General features: G+C 51.3%; 18 protein-coding genes and 1 other annotated feature. Of the genes, 9 read left to right on the forward strand and 9 right to left on the reverse strand.

What is annotated here, in order from left to right; translation table 11 throughout:
* Nucleotides 1-10: 10 nt before the first annotated feature.
* The 4 genes from trpCF to K7X24_RS01910 form a co-directional block, all read right to left on the reverse strand.
* Nucleotides 11-1,378, reverse strand: a complete 1,368-nt coding sequence (trpCF, locus tag K7X24_RS01895) for a bifunctional indole-3-glycerol-phosphate synthase TrpC/phosphoribosylanthranilate isomerase TrpF (protein WP_224552551.1) — start codon at nt 1,376-1,378, stop codon at nt 11-13.
* Nucleotides 1,379-1,385: 7 nt separating this feature from the next.
* On the reverse strand, nt 1,386-2,384 hold the full coding sequence (gene trpD, locus K7X24_RS01900; protein ID WP_095699431.1) for an anthranilate phosphoribosyltransferase: 999 nt from the start codon (nt 2,382-2,384) through the stop codon (nt 1,386-1,388).
* Nucleotides 2,385-2,467: 83 nt separating this feature from the next.
* Nucleotides 2,468-3,046, reverse strand: a complete 579-nt coding sequence (locus K7X24_RS01905) for a glutamine amidotransferase-related protein (protein WP_010275261.1) — start codon at nt 3,044-3,046, stop codon at nt 2,468-2,470.
* On the reverse strand, nt 3,046-4,608 hold the full coding sequence (locus tag K7X24_RS01910) for an anthranilate synthase component 1 (RefSeq protein ID WP_224552552.1): 1,563 nt from the start codon (nt 4,606-4,608) through the stop codon (nt 3,046-3,048). Before K7X24_RS01910 ends, K7X24_RS01905 begins: the two co-directional genes overlap by 1 nt.
* 31 nt (nt 4,609-4,639) lie before the next feature.
* Nucleotides 4,640-4,744: a sequence feature (Trp leader region), on the reverse strand.
* Between the two features lie 208 nt (nt 4,745-4,952).
* Between K7X24_RS01910 and rnm the strand changes: the two genes are divergently transcribed.
* From rnm to rluB, 3 genes are all read left to right on the forward strand, one after another.
* Nucleotides 4,953-5,837 (forward strand): RNase RNM, encoded by an 885-nt coding sequence (gene rnm, locus K7X24_RS01915; RefSeq protein WP_224552555.1) that lies wholly within the window; start codon nt 4,953-4,955, stop codon nt 5,835-5,837.
* Nucleotides 5,838-5,997: 160 nt separating this feature from the next.
* Nucleotides 5,998-6,618, forward strand: coding sequence for an L-threonylcarbamoyladenylate synthase (locus tag K7X24_RS01920; RefSeq protein WP_039480865.1), 621 nt, complete (start codon nt 5,998-6,000; stop codon nt 6,616-6,618).
* 161 nt (nt 6,619-6,779) lie between these two features.
* Complete coding sequence (gene rluB / locus K7X24_RS01925) at nt 6,780-7,664, forward strand: 23S rRNA pseudouridine(2605) synthase RluB (protein ID WP_224552556.1); 885 nt, start codon at nt 6,780-6,782, stop codon at nt 7,662-7,664.
* 80 nt (nt 7,665-7,744) lie between these two features.
* Here the strand turns inward: rluB and cobO are convergent, their stop codons facing one another.
* Entirely contained in the window at nt 7,745-8,335 is a 591-nt protein-coding gene (cobO, locus tag K7X24_RS01930) for a cob(I)yrinic acid a,c-diamide adenosyltransferase (RefSeq protein ID WP_224552558.1), read from the reverse strand.
* Nucleotides 8,336-8,352: 17 nt separating this feature from the next.
* Nucleotides 8,353-9,114: a YciK family oxidoreductase gene (locus tag K7X24_RS01935; protein ID WP_224552560.1), complete on the reverse strand. Its 762-nt coding sequence runs from the start codon at nt 9,112-9,114 to the stop codon at nt 8,353-8,355.
* A 356-nt stretch (nt 9,115-9,470) separates the two neighbouring features.
* Here K7X24_RS01935 and sohB point away from each other — a divergent pair, with 356 nt between their 5' ends.
* Nucleotides 9,471-10,517, forward strand: a complete 1,047-nt coding sequence (gene sohB / locus K7X24_RS01940) for a protease SohB (RefSeq protein ID WP_224552562.1) — start codon at nt 9,471-9,473, stop codon at nt 10,515-10,517.
* Between the two features lie 58 nt (nt 10,518-10,575).
* Here the strand turns inward: sohB and K7X24_RS01945 are convergent, their stop codons facing one another.
* Nucleotides 10,576-10,845 carry a YciN family protein gene (locus K7X24_RS01945; RefSeq protein WP_224552563.1) on the reverse strand — a complete coding sequence of 90 codons (270 nt, stop codon included), beginning with the start codon at nt 10,843-10,845 and terminating at the stop codon, nt 10,576-10,578.
* Between the two features lie 349 nt (nt 10,846-11,194).
* Between K7X24_RS01945 and topA the strand changes: the two genes are divergently transcribed.
* Both topA and cysB read left to right on the forward strand, forming a co-directional pair.
* Nucleotides 11,195-13,792, forward strand: coding sequence for a type I DNA topoisomerase (gene topA, locus K7X24_RS01950; RefSeq protein ID WP_224552565.1), 2,598 nt, complete (start codon nt 11,195-11,197; stop codon nt 13,790-13,792).
* A gap of 379 nt (nt 13,793-14,171) precedes the next feature.
* Nucleotides 14,172-15,146: an HTH-type transcriptional regulator CysB gene (gene cysB / locus K7X24_RS01955; RefSeq protein ID WP_198996679.1), complete on the forward strand. Its 975-nt coding sequence runs from the start codon at nt 14,172-14,174 to the stop codon at nt 15,144-15,146.
* An 81-nt stretch (nt 15,147-15,227) separates the two neighbouring features.
* On the opposite strand, the gene K7X24_RS01960 is transcribed toward cysB, so the two are convergent.
* Nucleotides 15,228-15,407, reverse strand: a complete 180-nt coding sequence (locus K7X24_RS01960) for a hypothetical protein (protein ID WP_224552567.1) — start codon at nt 15,405-15,407, stop codon at nt 15,228-15,230.
* Between the two features lie 612 nt (nt 15,408-16,019).
* Between K7X24_RS01960 and K7X24_RS01965 the strand changes: the two genes are divergently transcribed.
* The 3 genes from K7X24_RS01965 (at nt 16,020) to K7X24_RS01975 (ending at nt 17,212) form a co-directional block, all read left to right on the forward strand.
* Nucleotides 16,020-16,172, forward strand: coding sequence for a hypothetical protein (locus tag K7X24_RS01965; protein ID WP_198996678.1), 153 nt, complete (start codon nt 16,020-16,022; stop codon nt 16,170-16,172).
* Nucleotides 16,173-16,206: 34 nt separating this feature from the next.
* Nucleotides 16,207-16,545, forward strand: a complete 339-nt coding sequence (locus K7X24_RS01970) for a 2Fe-2S iron-sulfur cluster-binding protein (RefSeq protein WP_224552569.1) — start codon at nt 16,207-16,209, stop codon at nt 16,543-16,545.
* A 376-nt stretch (nt 16,546-16,921) separates the two neighbouring features.
* On the forward strand, nt 16,922-17,212 hold the full coding sequence (locus K7X24_RS01975; protein WP_198996676.1) for a DUF333 domain-containing protein: 291 nt from the start codon (nt 16,922-16,924) through the stop codon (nt 17,210-17,212).
* Between the two features lie 33 nt (nt 17,213-17,245).
* On the opposite strand, the gene K7X24_RS01980 is transcribed toward K7X24_RS01975, so the two are convergent.
* On the reverse strand, nt 17,246-18,238 hold the full coding sequence (locus tag K7X24_RS01980; protein WP_010295895.1) for a 2-hydroxyacid dehydrogenase: 993 nt from the start codon (nt 18,236-18,238) through the stop codon (nt 17,246-17,248).
* Nucleotides 18,239-18,342 lie beyond the last annotated feature (104 nt).

Genomic DNA, 18,342 nt, shown 5'->3' on the forward strand with positions numbered 1-18,342 from the left:
CCCGTCTGTTTTAGTGTTGCGGCTGACGTAATGTCGCAAAAACCGCAGCAATTTTATGTGAGTCTTTTTTTCCCGGTTCGCTTTCGACCCCGGAATTGAAATCCAGTCCTGTGCAACCTTGCTGTGCCGCCAGTGCGCAGTTATCGCTATTCAGGCCACCGGCCAACAGCACGTTATCTAATGACTGATTCGCCAGCAGCGACCAATTAAAGGTTTTACCGCTGCCGCCCTGACCGTTGTCAAACACGTAGCGATCGACGTGGGTAAAATTGCGTTCTGGCAGCACATCCGCGATGCTTAATGCTTTCCAAATCTGGCAGGTCGCTGGTAATTGCTGACGTAACCGGTCGATGGTCTGTTGATCTTCATCACCGTGCAGTTGAACGGCCGCTAACCCTAACTGCGTTGTGATAGCAACGATGTGTTCGACGGGCGCATTGCGGAAAACACCGACATAGCGCAGTGGGGCGCCTGTCATAACGTCGGCGGCTTGTTTGGCGTCAACATAGCGTGGGGAGCTGGCGACGAAGATTAATCCGCCGTAGAGCGCACCCGCTTGATAAGCCGCCTGTGCATCTGCGGCGCGCGTCAGGCCGCAGACCTTGTTTTCTCCCAAAATAACGCGGCGTACTGCGTCGTTCAGATCCGGCTCGGACATCAGTGAGCTGCCGATCAGGAAGCCCTGAGCAAACGCGCTGAGTTCACGAATCTGCGCCTGGCAGTTGATACCGGATTCACTGATCACGGTTACCCCTGCGGGCAGACGCGGTGCGAGCGTCCGGGTACGGTTGAGGTCAATGGAGAGATCGCGCAGGTCGCGGTTGTTGATCCCGACTACGCGCGCTTCGAGCTGAATGGCCCGCAGTAGCTCTTCTTCGTTGCTGACTTCTGTTAACACGCCCAGCTTCAGGCTGTGCGCTACCTCGGCCAGTTGCTGATACTGCTCGTCGTCCAGCACGGACAACATCAGCAAAATGGCATCAGCCTGATAGTAGCGAGCCAGATAGATCTGGTAGGGCGAAATAATAAAGTCTTTGCACAACACCGGCTGGTGTACTGCCGCGCTAACCTGTGGCAGGAAGGCAAAATCGCCCTGAAAATACTTCTCGTCGGTTAAAACGGAAATAGCAGATGCGTAACCTTTATAGACCTGAGCTATCGCTACTGGGTCGAAATCATCGCGAATCAATCCCTTCGATGGTGAAGCCTTTTTGCATTCAAGAATAAAGGCGGGCTTATCTTGTTTCAGCGCCTGATAAAAGTCGCGCTGGCTGGGAACGATCTCATGCTGAAAAGAGGCCAGCGGCTGTGCTTTTTCTCGTTCCGCAACCCAGAGCGCTTTATCACGCACAATTTTATGTAATACGGTTTCCTGCATGGTTCCATTATCCTCTGGCGGACAGGGCGATAACGCGCTGATAAGCCTGTCCACTATGAATGACTTCAAGCGCCTGTTGCGCATTCTGGCGCAGATCTTCTTGTCCGAATAATCTCAGGAGCAGCGCAACGTTGGCGGCAACCGCCGCGGCGTGCGCGCGTTCACCTTTACCTTGTAGCAGTGACGCGAGAATGTCACGATTTTCTTCTGGCGTACCGCCTTGTAATGCCGACAGCGGATACGCATCCAGACCGAAATCGCGGTGCGTCAGTTCGTAGGTTTCGATCTCGCCATTGTTCAACTCAGCAACCTGCGTCGGTGCATGAAGCGCGACTTCATCCATCCCGCCGCCGTGTACGACGGCAGCACGTTGGTAGCCCAGCACCTTCAGCGTTTCGGCGATAGGGCGAACTAATTCGGGGCTATACACGCCAATCAGCGCCAGTGGCGGGCGAGCGGGGTTAACCAACGGCCCCAGCACGTTGAAGACGGTGCGCGTTTTGAGCTGCTGACGAACTGGCATGGCATGACGGAAGCCCAGATGGTATTGCGGAGCAAACAGGAAACACACGCCCAGATCGTCCAAAGCCTGACGGGAATCCTGCGCGCTCATATCCAGCTTAATGCCGAAAGCGGAGAGCAAGTCTGAGGAACCGGAGCGGCTGGATACGCTGCGGTTGCCGTGCTTGGCGATTTTCAGGCCACAGCTGGCAGCAACGAAGGCACTGGCCGTCGAAATGTTGATGCTGTTGGTGCCGTCTCCGCCTGTGCCGACGATATCGGCAAATAAATAGTCAGGGCGGGGGAACGGCTGCGCATCGGCCAGCAAGGCCGTGGCGGCACCGGCGATTTCGTCGGGATGCTCGCCACGCACTTTCATGCTAATCAACGCCGCTGCTAACTGGCTAGCTTCCAGTTCACCGCGAATAATGGCACCAAACAGCGCCTGACTTTCCTGACGGCTGATAGGGTTCGCGCCGTATAATTTTTCCAGTATGTGTTGCATGGTCATGACATCCTGAGCTGTAGACGGTTCCCGGGTCTTAGAAGACTGTTGTGTAGAAGACAATTGCATAATCGTATCCCTCGTTAAGCCAGTGCCCAGTCCAGCGTTTGTTCCAGCAGTCGAGCGCCGTGCGTGGTCAGAATCGACTCAGGATGGAATTGAAAACCGCAGACGCGATCCGCATCGTTTCGCACGGCCATGACCATCGTGTTGAAGTGTGCGTTGACGGTCAGCGTCGACGGAATGTTGCTGCCGACCAGCGAGTGGTAGCGGGCAACGGGCAACGGATGCGGTAAACCGCTAAACATACCGCTGGCATCGTGGTCGATGGCAGACGCTTTGCCGTGCAGGATTTCACCCGCCTGACCGACATGGCCGCCGTAGGCTTCCACGATGGCCTGATGGCCGAGGCAAATGCCGATAATCGGCAACTGACCGCGTAAGCGTTGCAGCAGCTCAGGCATACAACCCGCTTCGGCTGGCGTGCCGGGGCCGGGGGAGAGCATCAGGATCGGTTTTTCCATTTGCTGTAAGCGCGCGATGATGACGTCGGCAGGCAGATGGTTGCGATAAATCACGACCTGATGACCGCTGGCACGCAGTTGATCCACCAGGTTGTAGGTGAATGAATCGATATTATCGAGCAGCAGGATGTCAGCCATCAGAAAATCTCCTTTGCATGGTGCGCACTGGCAATAGCTCGCAGTACGGCCCGGGCTTTATTACGCGTTTCGTCGGCTTCAGCCTGAGGGTTAGAATCCAGAACCACGCCCGCACCGGCCTGAACGGTGGCAATACCGTCTTCGACATAGGCGGAGCGGATAACGATGCAGGTGTCCAGATCGCCGTGCGCGGTGAAGTAGCCGACTGCGCCGCCGTAGCTGCCGCGCCGGGTTTTCTCACTTTCGGCAATCAGCTGCATTGCCCGGACTTTCGGTGCGCCGCTCAGCGTGCCCATATTCATGCAGGCGCGGTAGGCATGCAGCACATCTAAATCTTCACGCAATGTGCCCACTACGCGGGAGACCAGATGCATTACAAAGGAATAGCGGTCAACTTTGGTCAGGTCAGCAACGTAACGGCTGCCCGGCTGACAGATACGAGCCAGATCGTTACGGGCTAAATCTACCAGCATCAAATGCTCAGCCAGCTCTTTATGGTCGGTACGCATTTCCAACTCAATACGGCTATCAAGATCGCGATCCAGTGAGCCATCGGCACGGCGACCGCGCGGGCGGGTACCGGCAATGGGGTAGATTTCGATTTGGCGGCTGTCAGCATCGTATTTCAGCGAGCTTTCCGGCGAGGCACCGAACAGCGTGAAATCCTGATCCTGCATGTAAAACATGTAAGGGCTGGGATTGCTATCCTTCAGCGTTTGGTAGGCGGCCAGCGGTGAAGGACACGGCAGAGAGAAACGACGTGACGGCACGACCTGGAAAATTTCACCGATGCGGATGGCTTCTTGCATCTGGCTGACGACGTCACCGAAGGCTTTATCGCTCTGGTTACAGCTCAGCGTCATGTCTTCGATGGACTGACGTGGCAGCGCAGGCGCTGGCTGGGTGAGCTGAAGTTGTAGCTGTTCCAGACGCTGTTGCAGACGCTGCTTTTCGCTCTGGTTCGGCGTAAACAGGCTGGCTTGCAGAGCGGTCACACGTTTTTGGTGATCAAGCACCAGCAGCGTTTCTGCCAGATAGAAACAAAAATCCGGGCAACGCTGCTGCTGGCTCAGCGCGGGTAGTTCTTCAAACCCAGCGACCAAATCGTAGGCGAACAGGCCGCCTAGGAACATGGCTTCACGCTCGTCTGTCGGGCAGGCGACCAGCGTCAGAATCTGGCGTAAGGCATCAAACACGGACAGCGAGCGCAGGCGAGCATCTTCGTCCTGCATCGCGTCTGCCAGCGGGAAGGTGAGTTCACGGCCGTTCGGGCGCGGCTGATTAATAATTTCTACTGGTAGCGCGGCATCCAGAAGCGGCAGGAGGCTGGCGCCGTTTGCCGTGAGTGCCTGAATGGAAACGTGCTGGCCCAGTGCGGTGATGCGCAGCGCGCTATCTACGATCAACAGGCTTTTCAGGTTTTCCTTGCTGTCGATTTCAGCCGACTCTAACAGCAACGTTGCCGGTCTGGCACCGCAGAGCTGATGGAAGATGGCGCTGGGGTCGTTACGGTAAACGGCCTCGGTACGCAGCAGTTCCAGTTTAGGTTGTGTTGTTTGCATTCTTGCTACCCGTTTAATGTTGTGCCCATCAAATAAAAAGCCCGCTTAGTTAAGCGGGCCTGGGAATATCTGCATGTGTGATAACAGCGATGCGTGATTAGTCCACCCGCGATAGGGAAGAGCGCCACCAACCATGCTTCATCATTTTCTGCGTTGCCATTATCATCATCTCACTGTTTGTATACTGATTACTGTCTGTGTACCGAACTTGCGTACTAGTTAACTGGTTCGACGATAAAATGTCAACACCTTCAATATGATTATTTTATTACTCAGGGAAACGGCGGGCATTACCATTTGCTTCCTATTAATGGCATCATGCGGCCTTCGCATTATTCTTGTTAATGGATAGGCTTGTGCCAGAAGATTTTCAACCGATATCGTCATTTCCACTTTATGATTTGCATAGCCATACCACGGCATCTGATGGTCTTTTAACGCCGACGGCGCTGGTCAGTCGTGCGGTAGACATGCGGGTGAGCGTGTTGGCTATTACCGATCACGACACGACGGCTGGACTTGACGAAGCGCAGAATGCGATTGCACAGCAGAGGTTGCCGCTGAGGTTGATTCCCGGCGTGGAGATCTCCACGCTGTGGGAAAATCATGAGATCCATATCGTCGGGTTGGGGATGGATATTGCACATCCAGCGTTAACGGGTTTGCTGCAACAGCAAGCAGAGTGTCGGCAGAGTCGGGCGGAACAGATTGCGGCTCGACTGGAAAAAAACCGTATTCCCGATGCGCTGGCCGGCGCACAGCGTCTGGCGACAGGGGGGCAGATTACACGCGCGCATTTTGCGCGTTATCTGATCGAACTGGGCATCGCGGCCAATATGAATCAGGTATTTAAGAAATATCTGGCGAAAGGCAAAACCGGTTACGTACCCCCGCAGTGGTGCACAATCCCGCAAGCGATTGAGGCGATTCATCAATCCGGCGGTGTGTCGGTGTTGGCGCATCCGGGGCGCTACGATTTGACGGCCAAATGGTTAAAGCGTCTGTTAGCTACCTTCGCAGAAAGCGGCGGGATTGCGATGGAAGTGGCGCAATGCCAACAGGCACCGGATGAGCGCACGCAGTTGGGACGCTATGCGCGCGGCTTCAACCTGATGGCGTCGCAAGGATCGGATTTCCACCTGCCATGCGCCTGGATTGAGCTAGGCCGCAAGCTGTGGCTACCTGCCGATGTCGAACCCGTTTGGCACCATCCCGTGTTGGTAGGCTAGCGGTGCATAGCCGTGTTGATGCCATGTCGTTCTTTTTGAAATAACAAATTCATGGAATAACAATCTTTTACCATCAACACGTTCTATAATAATCCTATTGCACGATGAAGCGGGTTGGAATGAACAACGCCGCGAAATGTCAGACGTATGAGGTAGGGTCATGAGCCAGTTTTTTTATATTCACCCACAGAATCCGCAACCGCGATTGATCAATCAGTCGGTGGAATTTTTGCATAAAGGTGGGGTGATTGTTTATCCAACGGATTCCGGTTACGCGTTGGGCTGTATGTTGGGCGAAAAGAACGCGCTGGAACGCATCTGCCGGATTCGCGATCTGGGTAGCGATCATAACTTCACGTTGATGTGTCGCGATCTGTCCGAACTGTCGACATATGCCCATGTTGATAACTCGGCTTTCCGGTTGATTAAAAATAATACGCCTGGTAATTACACGTTTATTCTGAAAGCGACGAAAGAGGTGCCTCGCCGCTTAATGAATGAAAAGCGTAAAACCATCGGCCTTCGTGTGCCGTCCAATCCTATCGCATTGGAGCTTCTGGCCGCGCTGAATGAGCCGTTGATGTCGACCACGCTGATGCTGCCAGGAAATGATTTTGCCGAATCCGATCCAGAAGAGATTCAGGATAGATTGGGAAAACTGGTGGATTTGATTATTCACGGTGGCTCGCTGGGTCAACAGCCGACGACGGTCATCGACTTGACCGAATCTGTGCCGCGCGTCGCCCGTGAAGGCACCGGTGATGTCACGCCGTTCCTATAAGTGCAGCGACGAGCGGTAACAATGGGAATACAAATGGCGCGAAGATCGGTATAATCGCGCCAGTTTTTAATACGACGAACGATTTTTACGTAACCTGCTGAATTTTATAAGCAGTTATGACTCCCCCCGACGCCTGGGAAGGCGACACTAGAGGTTGCTCAATGAGCGAAAAGTTACAAAAAGTTCTGGCGCGTGCCGGACATGGCTCACGCCGCGAAATTGAAGGTATCATTCAGGCTGGGCGCGTCAGCGTTGACGGTAAGATTGCCACTCTGGGCGATCGCGTTGAAGTGACGAAAGCCACCAAAATACGTATCGATGGCCATGTGGTTACCGTTAAGGAAACCGAAGAGTCAGTGTGCCGCGTACTGATGTACTATAAACCGGAAGGTGAGTTGTGCACCCGTAACGATCCTGATGGCCGCCCGACGGTATTTGACCGTCTGCCAAAAATTCAGGGCTCTCGCTGGGTTGCCGTAGGGCGTCTGGATGTCAACACTTCCGGTCTGCTGCTGTTCACGACCGACGGTGAGTTAGCCAATCGTCTGATGCATCCTAGCCACGAAGTTGAGCGCGAATATGCCGTGCGTGTCTTCGGTGTTGTTGACGACGAAAAGATCAAACAACTGAGTAAAGGTGTACAGCTGGAAGACGGCCCTGCATCATTCCGCACTATCCGCTATCAGGGCGGTGAAGGTCTGAATCAGTGGTATAACGTGACGCTGACAGAAGGGCGTAACCGCGAAGTTCGTCGTCTGTGGGAAGCGGTTGGCGTGCAGGTTAGTCGCTTGATTCGCGTGCGCTACGGCGACATTACCTTGCCGAAAGGCATTCCACGCGGTGGCTGGGCAGAAATGCCGCTGGAACAGCTGAATTATCTGCGTGAGTTAGTGCAACTTCCGGTAGAAACCGTGTCGAAACTGCCAGTTGAGCGTGAACGCCGTCGGGTGAAAGCGAACCAGATCCGCCGTGCGGTAAAACGCCACAGCCAGATCAACAGTGCTCCGGCGCGCCGTACCTCGCCAAAACCGAAGCGCAACGGTTAATATCGTTATTCCTACGCTTCACGGGCAGCTTTCGCTGCCCGTTTTCATTTCGCTTTGCTATCAGCAGTGAAAGTTAACAACTACCAGTCAATGCCTTGCTGCGCCTGAATCCCGTTATCAAACGCATGTTTTACCGGACGCATTTCCGTCACGGTATCGGCCATTTCTAGCAAATCCCGATGGCAACCTCGGCCGGTAATAATGACCGTCTGCCCAGCAGGACGATGTTTTAATGCAGTGACAATGTCACTTAAATCCAAGTAATCATAGCTAATCATATACGTCAGTTCGTCCAACACGACGATATCGAGTTGTGGATCGGCCAACATGCGTTTGCCATGTTGCCAGACGTGCTGTGCCGCTTCGGTATCCGTCTGGCGATTCTGTGTATCCCAGGTAAAGCCCGTCGCCATGACCTGAAATTCCACGCCGTGCTGTTGCAGCAAATTCTTCTCACCGTTCGGCCATTCGCCTTTAATAAACTGGATCACGCCTGCCCGTAATCCGTGGCCTATCGCTCGCGTGACGGTACCAAACGCCGCTGTGGTTTTTCCTTTCCCGTTACCGGTGAAGACGATCAGGATACCGCGCGTTTCATTCGCGGCGGCAATACGGGCGTCGACCTTTTCTTTCAGGCGCTGTTGGCGTTGCTGGTGGCGTTCATCGCTCATCGTGTGGCTCTTCTCTATTATTCGGCTGGACCGGCTTTTCTGCCCGGCTGTGCGTCAAAACTCATCCCCGTCTTGCGGCGACTGTCATCGCCCATCAGGTAGAGATACAGTGGCATAATATCTGCTGGTGTTTTCAGTCTCATCGGATCTTCATTGGGAAAGGCCGATGCACGCATTCCCGTACGTGTTCCACCGGGATTAATACAGTTCACTCGCAGATTTTGTGAACGGTATTCTTCGGCCAGCACTTGCATCAGGCCTTCAGTCGCGAACTTGGAGACGGAATAGGCTCCCCAGCCGGCACGACCTTCGCGGCCCACGCTGGAACTAGTGAAAACCAGAGAAGAGCACGGCGATTTCAATAACAGAGGCAGCAGCGCCTGCGTCAGCATAAAGGTTGCGTTGACGTTGACCTGCATAACCTGATGCCAGATCTCCGGCGTTTGCTGTGTGATAGGGGCGATTTCCCCAAGTAATCCGGCGTTGTGAAGAACGCCATCTAGGTGCGGCACAACCTGCGCCAGTTCGTCAGCCAGTTGAAAGCACTGTGCGGAGGATAAAGCCAGCATATCGCAAACAACAACGTGCGCTGGTGTGCCGTTATCCTGTTCGATCTGCTGTTTAACCGACTGAAGTTTACTTTCTGTCCGTCCGAATAAGATGACGTGTGCGCCGTAGCGGGCGTAGGTCAGCGCAGCTTCCCGACCAATGCCGTCGCCCGCACCGGTGACCAGAATGATGCGGTTTTGCAGTAAATCGATTTTAGGTTGGTAATGCACAATGAATTCCTCTTGCCGTGGCGCAGAACAGCCACGCTTCAGATAATAGACCTGCCATCGCGTGTCGGCACGACGATATGCGTTAGTCGTGCCGATCGGAACGTCAGATAACGGCGCATCCGGGCTGGGTGAATGGGGGTGTTATGCCTCAAATGTCGTATGTTTTCAATGAGACTGCCTCTATTTATCCCTGTGCTGTTGTAAAAAGCAGCATTAGGCGTAAAAACCGCAGGAATAACATCGCCATATTGCGTGCCATCAGTTAGGTTATAGGAAGGGAATGGCGCTCGACGTCAACGCCATGGTTGGTGAGTAAACCAACATTAATTAATACGCAGTCAATGAGGACGGTGTTTGTGGAATTACTTTCTCTGTACGGTTTATTCCTGGCTAAGGTACTCACCATCGTGGTGGCTATTGGTGCGTTAGTCGTTCTGGCATTCGGGATGACGCAGCGTAAACGCCCACATAAAGGTGAGTTGCAGGTCACGAATCTAGGTGAACAATATCAGGAAATGCAGCGCGAAATGCAGACTGCCTGTATGAGCGACACCGAGCGTAAGCTGTTATCTAAACAAGAAAAGAAGAAAGAAAAAGAAACCGCGAAGCAAGATAAACAACGCGCCAAACGTGGCGAAGAGAAAAGTGTTAAGCCATGCCTGTACGTGCTCGATTTCAACGGCAGTATGGATGCGGGCGAAGTTAGCTCGCTACGTGAAGAGATCTCTGCCGTACTTGCTGTAGCAAAACCGCAAGACGAAGTGTTGCTACGTCTTGAAAGTCCCGGCGGTGTGGTTCACGGCTATGGACTGGCAGCCTCGCAGTTACAGCGTCTGCGTCAGGGCGGTGTGCGGTTGACGGTTTCGGTGGATAAAGTCGCTGCCAGCGGCGGATATATGATGGCCTGCGTGGCTGACCGCATCGTAGCGGCACCCTTTTCGATTGTGGGATCTATTGGCGTCGTAGCGCAAATTCCCAATTTCCACCGTTTGCTGAAAAACAAAGATATTGATGTTGAATTGCACACTGCCGGTGAATTCAAGCGTACGCTGACGCTGTTTGGTGAGAACACTGAACAAGGTCGTGAGAAATTCCGCGAAGATCTGAATGTCACTCACACGCTGTTTAAGGATTTTGTGCAGCAGATGCGCCCCTCTCTAGATATTGATTCGGTGGCGACGGGGGAGCACTGGTTTGGCACTCAAGCGAAAGATCTGGGGTTGGTTGATGCTATCGGCACCAGTGACGATCTGCTGATTGAGGAAATGGCTAGCCATGAAGTATTAAGTGTTCGCTATACGCGACGTAAACGTCTGCTGGATCGTCTGACGGGCAGCGCAGGCGATACTGCAGAACGATTGATGCTGCGTTGGTGGCAACGTGGTTCGAAGCCCCTGCTGTAATCGATGCAATATTAAGCCGTACGTAATCAAATGCCCGCGAATTTGCGGGCATTTGCATTTAATCGATCAAATAATATTTTTCGGATAAAACATGCGCAAGATGCTTGAACATATTAAATACTGCGGTGCTTTTTAAGGTCGGTATTCCGTTCTCATCGAGAAAAAATTCACCGCGAAAAACCAATACGCCGTTTTTTTGTTCTACGCTATTAGCGACCATGCCATGCAAATAATCATCGTGATGTTTAATGATGTCATTGGCTTCAATTAATAAGCTCTGGCGGTCAATAGGACGCTTTTCTTCGTTAACCTGATGTTCAGGTGACATGATTGTTACTCCTGTACTCACCCTTGAAAAAAAGGGGTGTTGCACTATATCAATAAGGCTATTTCTAAAATCAACACGGCGATTTCAAAAGTCGCACCAAGATAAAAGGGTACTGCGATACGGTTTCAGCGTAAAGCGTAGATTATGATGCAAAGGGACTACATTTTAGGTGCTTACCTGCCGATATTCAGTGTGGCAGGAAGCGGATAAAACAGGGTTTCCATGCTAATTAGGTTGCGTGGCAGTATTTATCAGGTAGAGTGTGGGATTTTGCGCAGTCAGTAGAATCCGCTCTGAATGCCCCGAAAAATATCTGATTTTCAGAAGAATTCAGCAGGTAATAGTACATATGGGTAAAGCTCTCGTTATCGTCGAGTCCCCGGCAAAAGCCAAAACTATCAATAAGTATTTGGGCAATGACTACGTGGTGAAATCCAGCGTCGGTCATGTGCGCGATTTGCCGACGAGTGGCTCAGTCAGTAAAAAGAGCGCGGACTCAACGACGAAAGATAAAACGAAAAAAGTCAAAAAAGATGAGAAATCAGCGCTGGTTAATCGTATGGGCGTCGACCCTTATCATGGCTGGAAAGCCAACTACGAAATCCTGCCGGGTAAGGAGAAGGTTGTCTCCGAATTAAAAACGCTGGCGGAAAATGCTGACCACATCTATCTCGCAACCGACCTTGACCGCGAAGGGGAAGCCATTGCTTGGCACCTGCGGGAAATCATTGGAGGTGACGATCGGCGTTTCAGCCGCGTGGTGTTTAACGAAATCACGAAAAATGCCATTAAACAGGCGTTTGAAAAACCAGACACGTTGAATATTGACCGCGTGAATGCCCAGCAGGCGCGTCGATTTATGGATCGCGTGGTGGGTTACATGGTTTCTCCACTGCTGTGGAAAAAAATCGCCCGTGGCCTGTCCGCTGGGCGCGTGCAGTCGGTCGCAGTGCGTCTGATTGTCGATCGCGAGCGTGAAATCAAAGCGTTCGTGCCTGAAGAATATTGGGAACTGCACGCTGATTTGCTGGCAGGCAGCGATATTCAACTGCAAATGCAGGTGACGCACCACAACGGCAAACCGTTTAAACCGGTTAATAAAGAACAAACGCATGCGGCGGTCAGTCTGCTTGAGAACGCGCGCTATGTGGTTGCCGATCGTGAAGATAAACCGACCAGCAGCAAACCGGGCGCGCCGTTCATCACCTCCACGCTGCAACAGGCAGCCAGTACGCGTCTTGGCTTCGGCGTGAAAAAGACCATGATGATGGCGCAGCGTCTGTATGAAGCGGGCTACATTACCTACATGCGTACCGACTCAACAAACCTCAGTCAGGATGCCTTGACGATGGTGCGTGGTTATATCGGCGAAGAATTCGGTAAGCGCTATCTGCCGGAATCAGCGAACCTTTACAGCAGCAAAGAAAACTCGCAGGAAGCGCACGAAGCGATTCGTCCTTCCGATGTTGGCGTGCTGGCCGACAGCTTGAAAGATATGGAAGCCGATGCACAGAAGCTGTATCAGCTGATCTGGCGTCAGTTCGTCGCCTGCCAAATGACACCAGCGCAATACGATTCCACCACGCTAATCGTGGAAGCTGCCGATTATCAGCTGCGTGCCAAAGGCCGTACGCTGCGTTTCGATGGTTGGACGAAAGTCATGCCTGCGTTGCGTAAAAATGATGAAGATCGCACGTTGCCGACCGTGGCAGTGGGCGAAGTGCTGTCGCTGCAAAAACTGCTGCCAGGGCAACACTTCACTAAACCACCTGCACGTTACAGCGATGCCTCTCTGGTTAAAGAGCTGGAAAAACGCGGAATTGGTCGTCCGTCTACCTACGCGTCTATTATTTCAACCATTCAGGATCGCGGCTATGTTCGAGTGGAGAACCGCCGTTTCTATGCCGAGAAAATGGGTGAAATCGTTACCGATCGACTGGAAGAAAACTTCCGCGAACTGATGAATTACGATTTCACCGCACGGATGGAAAGCCGCCTCGATCAGGTCGCCAATAATCAGGCGGAATGGAAAGCGGTCTTGGATGAGTTCTTTAACGAATTTAGCCAGCAGTTGGAAAAGGCAGAACAGGATCCTGAAGAAGGCGGTATGCGCCCGAATGCGATGGTATTAACTAGCATTGATTGCCCAACCTGCTCTCGTCAAATGGGTATCCGTACTGCCAGTACCGGCGTATTTCTGGGCTGTTCCGGTTATGCACTGCCGCCGAAAGAGCGCTGTAAAACTACGATCAACCTAATACCAGAAACCGAAGTGCTGAACGTATTGGAAGGCGATGATGCCGAAACCAACGCGTTGCGTGCCCGCCGCCGCTGTGAGAAATGTGGGACGGCGATGGACAGCTATCTGATTGATAATCAGCGCAAGCTGCACGTTTGTGGGAATAACCCTGCCTGTGACGGATATGAGATCGAAGCCGGCGAGTTCCGCATCAAGGGCTATGATGGCCCGATTGTTGAGTGCGAGAAATGTGACTCCGAGATGCACCTCAAAATGGGACGCTTCGGTAAATACATGGCGTGCACCAGCGAAACATGTAGTAACACGCGTAAGATCCTGCGTAATGGCGATGTTGCGCCACCGAAAGAAGATCCGGTGCCGTTGCCTGAGCTGCCTTGCGAGAAGTCTGATGCCTATTTCGTATTGCGTGACGGCGCGGCAGGTGTCTTCCTTGCGGCCAATACGTTCCCGAAATCTCGCGAAACGCGGGCACCTCTGGTAGAAGAACTGGTGCGATTCAAAGATCGTTTACCGGAAAAACTGCGTTATCTGGCTGATGCTCCTGTGGCCGATAACGACGGCAACAAAACGCAGGTGCGTTTCAGCCGTAAGACCAAACAGCAATATGTCTCGTCAGAGAAAGATGGCAAGGCAACGGGCTGGTCAGCGTTTTACATTGATGGCAAATGGGTTGAAGGGAAGAAGTAACTTCTTTCAGTTACCCTACACATAACTGGGTTATGTGTAAGACATCGCTAAATCAAGCCAGCCGTAAGGCTGGCTTTTTTGATCGCAGAAAATATCCAGATAAAACAGATGCATGAAGATTGTCCTGCGGTAGCATGAGGATTGTTGATCCGTGATAGAGAATAATGCGGTTTACCTCGGTGATAATCGCATACACCGCGTTCTTTATCGCTGTCGCCATGCAAAAATGGTTATATAAAAATAATTTTTATGATTAAATGACATTAATTGATGGAAATATGCGCCAGGTGGTTAAGGCGCAATCAAATCAATAAAACGGAACGTCGTCAGAACGTCGTGAGATGCCACGTGCACACTTCAATTGGGAATGGGATAAATTATGAAACTACAACAGCTTCGTTATATTGTTGAAGTTGTTAATCACAACCTGAATGTATCTTCTACCGCAGAAGGGTTGTACACCTCCCAGCCGGGGATCAGTAAACAGGTCCGCATGCTGGAGGATGAGTTGGGCATTCAAATTTTTGCCCGTAGTGGAAAACACCTGACACAGGTGACACCAGCCGGACAGGAAGTCATCCGCATTGCACGTGAAGTGTTGTCGAAAGTCGATGCTATCAAAGCGGTCGCCGGAGAACATACCTATCCCGATAAAGGGTCGCTGTACGTGGCGACGACGCACACGCAGGCGCGCTACGCGCTGCCAAGCGTCATTAAAGGTTTCATCGATCGCTATCCTCGCGTGTCGCTGCACATGCATCAGGGCTCGCCGACGCAGATTGCTGAGGCTGTCGCGAAAGGGTCTGCGGATTTTGCTATTGCGACTGAAGCTTTGCATCTGTACGACGATTTGATCATGTTGCCGTGCTATCACTGGAACCGTGCCGTGGTGGTAAAACCTGATCACCCGCTGGCCTCCAAAACAGACATCTCCATTGAAGAGCTGGCCGCTTATCCCATCGTTACCTATACCTTTGGTTTTACGGGCCGTTCCGAGCTGGATACCGCGTTTAACCGTGCGGGGCTGACGCCGCGCATCGTCTTTACCGCAACGGATGCCGATGTGATTAAGACCTATGTGCGTTTAGGGCTGGGTGTCGGGGTGATTGCTAATATGGCGGTCGATCCGCAGACGGAAACCGATCTGGTGACCATCAACGCGAACAGTATTTTCAGCTACAGTACAACGAAAATCGGCTTCCGCCGCAGTACGTTCCTGCGTAGCTACATGTACGATTTCATCCAGCGTTTTGCCCCTCATTTAACACGTGATGTCGTCGATTCTGCCGTTGCGCTGCGCTCGAATGATGAAATTGAAGCGATGTTTAAAGATGTCTCATTACCCGTGAAATAATGTTACTGATGCAGCATTTGTTGTTATGAAATGAAAACTCCAGCGTATGTCTGGAGTTTTCATTTATATAGCCGTCGGGCTTCAAGCTATTATTTTTTTACGGTAAACCTCTTCAATTTTAGTAATGCGCGCATCGCCGCTCAGCGGCTTATAAATATGAATTTTGACAATTTTTAGTGGTGCTTCTGGTGACGTTACCGTACCTTTGGTCAGGAACGAGTAGTTCACCTGTGTTGCAACAAATAGCGGCGTATAAGCCACACCCACTAAATGTACGGTAGATTTAAAAGTGATTGATCAGCATCATTCAAATCACGGAAAGCAGTCCATCCACCAGCAAGTTGATCTGACATTATTTCACCTCATTTAATTTTATTGATAATCTATCGCTGTATTGCCCTGTTAATATATTCACAGGTCAGTGAAATGAGACTAGGTGATTTAATTTTCTTTAGCAAGGAGGAACGCCATTCTCTTTATATGAATAATGTGAGACCATGTTAAAAAAATAAAATAATAATATTTATTATATTTTCAGTGAGTAATGTGTTTAATTATATATTTTGATATAAATATCAAAAAGCTTATGCAGCAAGCCATCGACTAACCACGTTACGTTCTGAGCGCGGTTTCTTTTCCCCCTCCTCATGATATTGCCATCGAAGACTGTCGTACATTTTTGCCGCCGCTTACTCGCCCGGTAATACAAACCGAGTTGTATTCAGTGTGGGCCAGCAACCGTCTGATTAGTAAAGTTCTTTAAAATAACAAAATAGGTATTAAACGTAATATATCTCTCTCGCTGTGACAGCTGTCATTGGCTGAGTAGAAATGTCCACCATGCTCACGAATCAATTTAATAAAGAGGGAATAATGGAAAAAGAAAGCAATGAACGTTTGAAAAATGAATATATGTCAGAAGACATGAGTAAAAAAGAGGAGGCCGTTGATAAAGAAAATCGCGCCGATGACTCAAATAAAAGACGCCCTGGATGTAATCGCGAGAAGTGTTTTTGCGCACGATGAAGTAAATGTCAATATCTGAAAAAGGATAAAAGTGATGGGATATACTTATACAATTAGAGATTTAACCACAGGGGCTGTAATTCAGGCTCCTAATGATGTTTGCATTTTGGATTCACTTGAAGAGGCTGGTGTTGATTCACCTTATTCATGCCGTGCTGGGTCATGCTCTTCATGTGCTGCACTACTTATTACCGGTCTCGTTGATCAATCGGATGGTTCGTTTCTAAGCGATGAGCAGAAAGTTAGATTTATATTAACCTGTTCAGCATATCCTCAAAGTGACTGTATTATTCGAACAGGGGTAGAATGGCTCCTGGGAGATGAAGAAAAAGCGGACAAAGTCTTCTTTGAAGACTGGCAGAGGTGGAACTGATTCCGGCTTTTTTAAGCTTGGATCTTTAAAATGGCAAAATATGTTCCCTTCATAAAGAAGGGAACATTATCAAAACATGTGGCGTTCCCCAGAACGGCACGCTGTAAAAAATTATGTATATCGACTCTCCCATAAACGCTGCCCAAAACGGGTGTCCAACTTTTGGGGACAGACCATAATGCTTGTGCTTTATCGTTGCCCCACTTCCTATGTAACCCACCATTTCCTTGATCTTTTGCCCGTTTATCCGCATTGAGCCCTGTGTTGTCGGAGCGAGGTGTGATAGATATAGTCCTCGTCTGAAAAGTCTATCCAGTAGGTGTTGATGCCAAACGTGGTGTCAGAACCTTCGCTCCACCCGATCCGAGGCCAAAACATGAAATTATTGCCATGGCTATGTACTGCCGCTGCGCTTCTGCTGGCGGGATGCAGTAATCATAGTGAGAACGCTGCCGCTACCCAGCAAAACACCACGCAAAATGATGACACAAGCACGGTGGTGTTGCTGAAAAGCAGTTCGCCGGTTGACGTCAACTGTACGCTGATTGGTGGAACGATGGCGATCTCCCGGCAGCTTGATGGTGCGAGCGTGGGTGCCTGTCAGTTAGCCAACGGTAAGCGCTGTAGCGAGCAATCGCTGATGAATGGAAGTTGCCCTGCAGGGTGAGTGTCGCGGCAGTCTGCACTGCCGCAGGAAGGTTTACGGTGTAACCAGATTTACACAAGACGCGTTCTGGCTGATGTCTTTGAGGTTCTGTAGCGTGGTTTGGGAAATGCTGATTAGTGCCTCTTCCGTCAGGAACGCCTGATGCCCAGTAAACAGTACGTTGTGGCACGCGGATAAGCGGCGGAAGATATCGTCCTGAATCACATCGTTGGATTTATCGGCGAAGAAGAGATCGCGCTCGTTTTCATAAACGTCCATGCCCAGTGCGCCAATTTTCTGTTGCTTCAACGCGTCGATAGCGGCCTGCGAGTCGATCAGGCCACCACGGCTGGTATTGACGATCATGACGCCGTTTTTCATTTGCGCAAAGGCCGCCTGATTCAGCAGGTGATGATTCTCCGGCGTCAGTGGACAGTGCAGGGAGATAACGTCCGCGTTGGCGTACAGCGTTTTTAGATCGACATACTCTGCCCCTAATTCCAGTGCCTGCGGGTTCGGGTAGGGATCGAAGGCCAGCAGCCGCATGCCGAAGCCTTTCAGAATGCGCATCGTGGCGATGCCGATTTTTCCGGTGCCAATAATGCCCGCCGTCCGGTTGTGCATATTGAATCCAATCAATCCTTCCAGAGAGAAGTTCGCGTCGCGAGTACGCTGATAGGCGCGGTGAATGCGGCGGTTAAGCGTCAGCATCAGGCCGACGGCGTGTTCGGCGACGGCCTCAGGGGAATACGCGGGAACGCGTACTACGCTGATACCCAGTTCCTTAGCGGCTTCCAAATCGACATTGTTAAAGCCCGCACAGCGCAGCGCGAGCGTTTTAATGCCCAACGCTGCCAGTTCGGTCAACACTTCGCGTCCACCGTCATCGTTTACAAAGATGCAGACGGCTTGACAGCCCGCGGCTGTTTTCGCGGTGCGCGATGTCAGCATGAAATCAAAAAACTCCAGCTCATAGCCAAACTGCTGATTGACCTGCTCCAGATATTTACGGTCATACTGCTTAGTGCTGTAAATTGCCAGTTTCATTGATAGTTTCTCCGAAAAATCCTTAGGTTAAGCTATCAGAAAATCGGGCGGTGACAAACCGTTACCTGACTGACAGTAACGGTTTGAAATTGAGAGGCAATAAT

It is taken from the genome of Pectobacterium versatile (assembly GCF_020166435.1).
Lineage (GTDB): Bacteria > Pseudomonadota > Gammaproteobacteria > Enterobacterales > Enterobacteriaceae > Pectobacterium > Pectobacterium versatile.